The 6,828-nt window shown below is 69.0% G+C and carries 9 protein-coding genes; 4 read left to right on the top strand and 5 right to left on the bottom strand.

The window, feature by feature from the left end; all coding sequences use genetic code 11:
- On the bottom strand, positions 1-712 hold a 712-nt coding region (locus GJ634_RS13285), incomplete at its 3' end, for a homoserine kinase (RefSeq protein ID WP_157503357.1).
- A gap of 91 nt (positions 713-803) precedes the next feature.
- Here GJ634_RS13285 and GJ634_RS13280 point away from each other — a divergent pair.
- On the top strand, positions 804-2,138 hold the full coding sequence (locus GJ634_RS13280; RefSeq protein ID WP_157503356.1) for an NAD(P)/FAD-dependent oxidoreductase: 1,335 nt from the start codon (positions 804-806) through the stop codon (positions 2,136-2,138).
- 6 nt (positions 2,139-2,144) lie between these two features.
- Here GJ634_RS13280 and GJ634_RS13275 read toward each other — a convergent pair whose 3' ends face one another.
- The 4 genes from GJ634_RS13275 to GJ634_RS13260 form a co-directional block, all read right to left on the bottom strand.
- Positions 2,145-2,717: a DUF6149 family protein gene (locus tag GJ634_RS13275; protein WP_331714179.1), complete on the bottom strand. Its 573-nt coding sequence runs from the start codon at positions 2,715-2,717 to the stop codon at positions 2,145-2,147.
- A 42-nt stretch (positions 2,718-2,759) separates the two neighbouring features.
- Positions 2,760-2,945 (bottom strand): hypothetical protein, encoded by a 186-nt coding sequence (locus GJ634_RS13270; protein ID WP_157503355.1) that lies wholly within the window; start codon positions 2,943-2,945, stop codon positions 2,760-2,762.
- Positions 2,946-3,072: 127 nt separating this feature from the next.
- Positions 3,073-3,573, bottom strand: a complete 501-nt coding sequence (locus GJ634_RS13265) for an Hsp20/alpha crystallin family protein (RefSeq protein WP_157503354.1) — start codon at positions 3,571-3,573, stop codon at positions 3,073-3,075.
- Positions 3,570-4,349, bottom strand: a complete 780-nt coding sequence (locus GJ634_RS13260; RefSeq protein ID WP_157503353.1) for a hypothetical protein — start codon at positions 4,347-4,349, stop codon at positions 3,570-3,572. Before GJ634_RS13260 ends, GJ634_RS13265 begins: the two co-directional genes overlap by 4 nt.
- A 361-nt stretch (positions 4,350-4,710) precedes the next feature.
- Between GJ634_RS13260 and GJ634_RS13255 the strand changes: the two genes are divergently transcribed.
- From GJ634_RS13255 to GJ634_RS13245, 3 genes are all read left to right on the top strand, one after another.
- Positions 4,711-5,964: an NAD(P)/FAD-dependent oxidoreductase gene (locus tag GJ634_RS13255; protein ID WP_157503352.1), complete on the top strand. Its 1,254-nt coding sequence runs from the start codon at positions 4,711-4,713 to the stop codon at positions 5,962-5,964.
- Positions 5,965-6,090: 126 nt separating this feature from the next.
- Positions 6,091-6,303, top strand: a complete 213-nt coding sequence (locus GJ634_RS13250) for a hypothetical protein (RefSeq protein ID WP_157503351.1) — start codon at positions 6,091-6,093, stop codon at positions 6,301-6,303.
- Positions 6,304-6,351: 48 nt separating this feature from the next.
- The gene (locus GJ634_RS13245; protein ID WP_157503350.1) at positions 6,352-6,771 is read left to right on the top strand and encodes a hypothetical protein; all 420 of its coding nucleotides are present in this window, start codon (positions 6,352-6,354) and stop codon (positions 6,769-6,771) included.
- The last annotated feature ends 57 nt before the right edge of the window (positions 6,772-6,828 follow it).

Here is a 6,828-nt window from a genome sequence, read left to right as displayed (position 1 = left end):
CGCCGGCCTCGCGGGCGGCCTCGCAGGCGGCGTCGTAGCCGTCGATGAGCTTCGCGCGGGCGGGCGTGACGAGGTGCTCTTCGAGGCCGCGGCCGACCCGCACGGGGTCGTTGCGGCACATCCCGATGGAGAGCGTGGCCGCCGACCCCACGGTGTCGACGACGTCCTCGATGGACGCGGTCTCGGGGACGACGCCGCGGGCGTCCCGCGTTGAGACGACGATGTCCGGGAGGCAGACGACCAGCGAGAGGTCGGCGGCGACCCGTTCGATGCCGTCGTCGCGGACGACCGTGAACCCGCCGAGGATGGCGGGCGCGACGTTGTCCGCGTGGGCGTCCCCGGAGACCGCGGCCTCGCCCTCGGCGGCGACCCGGACGAGTTCGCGGTCGGTGAGGTCGCGGTCGTACAGCTCCGCGAGCGCGACCGCAGCGCCGGCGGCGCTGGCCGCGGACGACCCCAGTCCGGACGAGGGGCGGACGCCCTTGTCGATGCTGATGTGCGCCGGTGCGCCGAGCTCCGCGGCGACGACGCCGGCCGTGTTGTCCATCGGCTCCTCGGGGATGAAGCCCGCGCCCATCCCGGTCACTTCGATGGTCGTCTCGGCGGCGCGTTCGACGTGGACGACGTCCGCGGGTCGGTCGAGCGCCACCCCGAAGACGTCGAAGCCGCTGCCGAGGTTCGCACTCGTCGCCGGCGCGCGGACGGTTACCATGCCCGTCCGTTGCCGGGGGCCGCGCAAAAGCGTAGCGGACTCCCATCGGGCGACCGCAACGTTGACCCGGCGTCGCCCCGCACCTGCGAGCATGATTGCCATCGTCGGGGGCGGCATCGCGGGCCTCGCGGCCGCGCGCCGGCTCCAGGGCCACGGCCGCGACGTCCGCGTCTTCGAGGCCTCCGGGCAGGTCGGCGGCCTCGCGGCGACCACGGAGACGGCCGGCGACCCCATCGAGACGTTCTACCACCACCTCTCCGCGAGCGAGGAGACCATCGTGGAGCTGCTCGACGACCTCGGCCTGCGCGAGGACCTCGAGTGGCCCATCGGGAAGAACGCCTACTACGTCGACGGCACCGTCCACCCGATGGACAAGCCGTGGGAGATTCTGGCGTTCCCGCACTGGAGCCTCTACGACAAGTTCCGGCTCGGGATGCTCACCCTCGACGTGGACGTGCGCGGCGGCATCCCCTCCTTCGACACGTACGACGACCTCGAGGAGTTCGAGGACGTCCCCGTCAAGGAGTTCTGCATCGAGCACACGACGCGGAACGTCTACGAGACGTTCTTCGAACCGCTCCTCGAAGCGAAGTTCGGCGAGCGGATGGAGGACGTCTCCGCGGCGTGGCTGCTCGGCCGCATCAAGTTCCGCGGGGAGCGGGACCTCCTCCGCGGCGAGCCGCTGGGCTACCTCGACGGCGGGTTCGGCCGACTGAACGACGCGCTCGTCGAAGACGTCGGCCGCGAGCACATCGACACGAACGCGCGCGTGACCAACGTCGGCACCGCCGACGGCGAACTCCGGACCGTGACCGTCGAACACAGCGACCCCGGCGAGGACGGCTTCACGAACGTCGAGACCGTCGACGCGGACGCCGTCGTCGTCGCCGCGATGCCGAACGTCCTCGAGGCGCTCACCGGCTACGAGTGCGAGATCACGTTCCAGGGGACCGTCTGCTCCATCGTCAGCATGGACCGCCAGCTCACCGACACGTACTGGCTGAACATCGCCGACGACGCGCCGTTCGGCGCGCTCATCGAACACACGAACTTCGTCTCTCCCGAGCGCTACGGCGGCGAACACCTGCTGTACGTCCCGAAGTACGTCCAGAGCCCCGAAGACCCGGTCTGGCAGATGACCGACGACGAGGTCGAAGCCCACTGGCTCGACGGCATCGCGGACCTCTTCCCCGAGTTCGACCGCTCGCACGTCAACTGGGTTTCGACCGCGCGCAACCCCCGGACGGCGCCCGTCTACGAGCGCGGCTACCTCGACATGGTGATTCCCTACCACCTCGACAGCGAGGTCGCCGAGGGCGTCTACTACGCGGGGATGGCCTCCCGCGCCCAGTACCCCGAGCGGTCGCTGAACGGCGGCATCGTCGCCGGGTACGAGTGCGCGGACCGGATTGCCGGCGAGAAGTAGCGGTCGCTACGTGCCGGGGCTCTTCGACGGGTCGACGTCGTCGGGTTCCTCGACGTCGCCGCGCTGGACGTCGCCGTCCTCGGTCTCGACGTAGACGTCGTCGGCGTAGCCGGCTTCGGCGTGCTCGAAGTCCGCGTCGTCGAGGCGGTCCGGGGTCGCCGGGGCGTCGGCGACGCCGTCCGCGGGCCGGAACTCCCCGAGCGGGTCGTCGACGCTGACGCCGTGGGCGTCGAAGAACGACTGGTAGCGCTCGTAGTGGTCGGCGAGCTCGCTCGGCGGGAACTCCATCATCTCCGCCCAGCCGTGGTTGTAGAAGTCGAAGTTCGCCACGATGTGCGTGGTCTCGCGGGCTTCGGCCTCCGAGAACCCCGCCTGGAGCGCGGCGAGGTACATGTCCATCGTCGCGTCGAAGAAGTCCTCGAGGTGGTCGCGGCGCTCCTCGCGGCGGGCCTCGTCGGCCTTCCCGGAGAAGATGCGGACGTGGAGGTCGACCAGCCCCTTCTTGGCGACCGAGCGCACGCCCGGCAGCTCCAGCGCCTTCCGGGACGCGAAGTGTTTGGCGTTCTGGTGGAGTTTCACGTCCTCGCGTACGGACGCGGGCCTAAAGAACGTCCCGACGGCTCACGCGACGTACTCCGGGCGGGCGTCGTCCTCGATGGCGATGGACTCCACGGGCTTCAGGTAGGTGACTCGGACGAACCCGCGCCGGGCGCTGGGCTCGACGACGGGCGTCGCACCCTCGGGGACGTCGAACTGGTCGCCGGCGCGCGCGAGCTCCGAAACGAGCCTGTATTTGACAGTAGTCATTAGCTAACGGGGTGCGGCCGCGGCGTCCGCGGCTGCCGTTGGCATCCGTTAACACTACACTACTAAGGCGGTTTCGGATTTCTCGGGGTCGGGTCGCGCGCAGAAAACGAGTGGCCCGCGAGGGCGGCTACTGGAAGCCGACCTCGTGGCGCCGCTCCGTCTCGTCTTTCGGCACGACGATTTCACAGACGCCGTCGTCGTGGGTCGCGGTCACCTGGTCGGGGTGAATCTGCATCGGCAGCGGGACGACGCGCTCCACGCGGAGCGGCCGCTCGGTCAGCAGCGCGCGCTCGTCGCTGTCGCGGTCGTCGTCGGCGCGCGAGCGGTCGGCGCTGACGTACAGCCGGTTGGCGTCGGCCTGAATCTCGATCTGGTCCTTCTGGAAGCCGGGCACGTCGACGCGCACGACGAGCTCGTCCGGCGACTCCACGACGTCGACCAGCGGGACGGCGGCCGCAGACGGCGGCTGGGCGGCGCCCTCGGCGCGGGACGGCACCGCGGAGCGGTCGACGCCGCCCGCGGCCTGCGGCGCGGCGCCGGAGCCGACGGTCGACTGGTCGGTCGGCGTCGAGCTGTCGGCGAACGCGCCGTTCGTCGCCGCCGCGGGCCACGACTGACGCCGCGTCATCGGCTCTGGGGCAGCTGGGCGCCGGACTGGTCGCCGTTCGACCACTGCTGGGTCGGCGCGCCCTGCTGGTCGCCGAGCACGTGGCGGAGCCGCGGGACCGCCTGTGCGAGCTGCTGGCTCGTCAGTCCGACGCGGCGAGCGAGCACGTCCGCGATGGTCTGCGTGTCCACCATCTCGACCTGCTGGCTCGCGGTCCGGGACCGGGTCGGCGCCCACGGGACCGCCTGCTGGCCGATCTGGACGGGAATCCGCTCCGAGAGCCCGTGCTGCGCGGACCCGAGCGGAATCTGCTGGGGCTGCGAGCTCGGCTGGAGCATCGACCCCTGCACGTCCCCGCTCGCGAGCGACTGCTGATTCGGCTGCTGATTCGGCTGCTGCTGATACTGCTGCTGGCTCGGCTGCTGCTGGTTCTGCTGGCTCGGCTGCTGACCGAACTGGGACTGCTGGATTGGCTGCTGCTGGTTCGGCTGCTGTTGCGCGAGCTGGGGCTGCTGTTGACTGAACTGCGGCTGCTGCTGTTGGCTCGGCTGCTGGCTGAACTGCGGCTGCTGCTGGTTCCGCTGCTGATTCAGCTGCTGTTGCCCGGGCTGGGGCTGCTGTTGGTTCGGCTGATTCGGCTGCTGCTGGTTCGGCTGTCGTTGTTCGAACTGCGGCTGCTGGGCCTGCTGGCTCGCGTACGCGGGCTGCTGGGCGAACTGCGGCTGCTGTGCGATGGGCTGGGCGGCGTAGTTGAGTTCCGATAGCTGCGGCTGCTGGAGCGTCTGTGGGTCGTACATCGTGTATCAGTCCCGGCGAGTGGGACGGCTCAACCATCGGCGGGATTGCAGATAAAGGCGGCCGATAGTTCACGCGAATTTTCACTCGAGAGGCGTTCTAACCCGAACTTACCGGGTTCTGCGGGTTCGCCTACTCGAGCCGTGTTGTGCGTCACCACGCCAGAAACCCGCAGGCAACGCGAGACAACGACGAGCCTACGCGGGACTCGCGGGGTCGAGGCGGGCGAGAAAGCCGGACTTACTCGTCGGTCGGGAGGCCGACACGTCCCGGGAATTCGGCGCAGACGCCGCGTTCTCGCAATATTCTCCCGACGCCGGAGAGATAGCAATCCACTTTAACCCGGGATGCCACAGTTCGACCATGAGCGAGTCCTACGTGATAATCGGCGACGGCATCGCGGGCAGCTCCGCCGCCGAAGCCATCCGCGAGGCGGCGCCGGACGCCGACGTCACCGTCGTCACGGACGAGGGCGAGGCCCTCTACAACCGGATTCTCATCAAGGAGTTCGCGAAGGGGAAGCTGCCGGAAGCCCCCATCAGCATCCACGAGCCGGACTGGTACGACGAGCGGGACATCGACCTCGAGTTGAACACGCTGGTCACGGGCGTCGACCCCGACGCGCACACGATTCGGACCCACGACGGCGAGGAGATTAGCTACGACAAACTGCTGGTCGCGGCGGGCGGCACGCCGAACCAGCTCCCCGTCGAGAACTCCGACGCCGAGGGCGTCCACCACTTCTGGACGTTCCAGGACGCCCGCCAGATTCGCGAGCACGCGGAGGAAGCCGACACCGGCGTCGTCGTCGGCGCGGGCCTGCTCGGCATCGACCTCGCGGCCATCTGCGGCGGGCAGGACGTCGACGCGAAGTACCTGATGCGCGGCGACCGCTGGTGGCGGTACGCGCTCAGCGCGGAGGGCGCCGAGATCATCCACGAGGGGCTCCGCGAGAAGGGCGTCGAGCCCGTCTTCGAGTCCGGCGCGGACCACTTCGAGACGAACGACGACGGCGAAGTCGTCGCCACCGTCGACGGGAACGGCGAGCGCCACGAGTCGGAGTTCGTCGGCGTCGCCATCGGCCTCGACTTCAACGTCGAAATCCTCCAGGACACCGAGGCGACCATCGACAACGGCGTCCACGTCGACGAGTACATGCGCACCGAAGTGGACGACGTCTACGCCGCGGGCGACATCACCCAGTACTGGGACACCATCATGGACGAGCGCGCGCAGAACGGCTCGTGGGGCTCCGCAAAACAGCAGGGCGCCCTCGCCGGGAAGACGATGCTCGCCGACGCCGGCCACGACGTCGACATCGAGCCGTTCCGCTGGGTGTCCTCGTATTCGATTACGCACTTCGACTTCCCGTTCCTCTCCTTCGGCTTCCCGACGATGGGCGACGAGTCCTGCGAGCGCAAGTACAGCGACACGGAGTGGCGCCGCCTGACGTTCAAGGACGGCAAGCTCATCGGCGGCGTGCTCATCGGGAACCTCGCGCCGCAGTCGAAGTACAAGCAGCTCATCAAGGACGAGGCCGTCGTCGCCGACCAGCAGGACGTCCTCCTCCAGGAGAACTTCGAGATCGACGAGCTCGCCATCCCGCAGGAGCAGTAGGACTCGCCGAATCGGCCGTTCGCCCGCGATTTCTGTCGTCTCCGTTCCGAACGCCCAGTCCTGCCGATATGCTTATGGTCTTTCGTGACATACGTTGGCACGGCACACGGTACTGCCGGTGAGCACATGAACCCGATTCTGGAAGCAACCGAGACCGCCCCGGCGGCCGTCGAGGAGACGGTCCGCGACTACGACGAGCTACACGACCGAGCGCAGGCGGCGCTCCCGAACGCCGTCGACGGCGACGGCGTGACGATCCCGGAGGACGTCGCCGACGACCTCGCGGACGGCGAGGTCGTCCGGTTCACCGGCTACTACCGCCTCGACATCGCCCAGTAGCGCACCGCGACCGAAGCCGTTTTTCCCGTTCGCGCCCGACGTTCCGCCATGAGCCAATCCGGCGGGAGCACGGACATGACCCTCGCGTTCGAGCTGTCCGCGCTCCAGGAACTCGCGAAACCCGGGACCGCGTTCGCGGGCGCGCGCCAGTGGACCGAGTACGTCGGCGTCGTCTCCGACGAACCCACCTACGTCGTCACCAACTTCACCCGGAAGCGCCGCATCCGCCAGGACTTCTTCTCCGGACCGAAAGGCCGGAAGGAGAGCCTGGAGTCCGTCAAACGTCAGTTCGACACCGAACGCCACGTCTTCGTCGGCACGAACGAGGAGGACCGCCAGCTCGCCGAGGACGTCGGCTGGGAGTACCTCCCGCTGGAGGACGCCGCCGACGCCGCCGACTGGGAGCTCGCCAGCGACACCGACGACGAACCCGAAGACGAAGCCGAAGTGCGGGACGACTGGCCCTAAAGACGCACTTTTGCGCGCGGGGTCGCCGCAGGCGACCCCTCGTCTGCTCACGGGCGC

The sequence above is a fragment of the Halobacterium sp. CBA1126 genome, assembly GCF_009741975.1.
In the GTDB taxonomy this organism is placed as follows: domain Archaea; phylum Halobacteriota; class Halobacteria; order Halobacteriales; family Halobacteriaceae; genus Halobacterium.
Note: the sequence above shows the minus strand (reverse complement) of the source record. Positions and strands in the feature narration are given on the sequence as shown.

Bases quoted from the DNA above. Each gene is read 5' to 3' on its own strand.
- GJ634_RS13280 (WP_157503356.1), top strand. From the start codon at position 804: ATGATTGCCATCGTCGGGGGCGGCATCGCGGGCCTCGCGGCCGCGCGC.
- GJ634_RS13270 (WP_157503355.1), bottom strand. From the start codon at position 2,945: ATGACTACTGTCAAATACAGGCTCGTTTCGGAGCTCGCGCGCGCCGGC.
- GJ634_RS13265 (WP_157503354.1), bottom strand. From the start codon at position 3,573: ATGACGCGGCGTCAGTCGTGGCCCGCGGCGGCGACGAACGGCGCGTTC.
- GJ634_RS13260 (WP_157503353.1), bottom strand. From the start codon at position 4,349: ATGTACGACCCACAGACGCTCCAGCAGCCGCAGCTATCGGAACTCAAC.
- GJ634_RS13255 (WP_157503352.1), top strand. From the start codon at position 4,711: ATGAGCGAGTCCTACGTGATAATCGGCGACGGCATCGCGGGCAGCTCC.
- GJ634_RS13250 (WP_157503351.1), top strand. From the start codon at position 6,091: ATGAACCCGATTCTGGAAGCAACCGAGACCGCCCCGGCGGCCGTCGAG.
- GJ634_RS13245 (WP_157503350.1), top strand. From the start codon at position 6,352: ATGAGCCAATCCGGCGGGAGCACGGACATGACCCTCGCGTTCGAGCTG.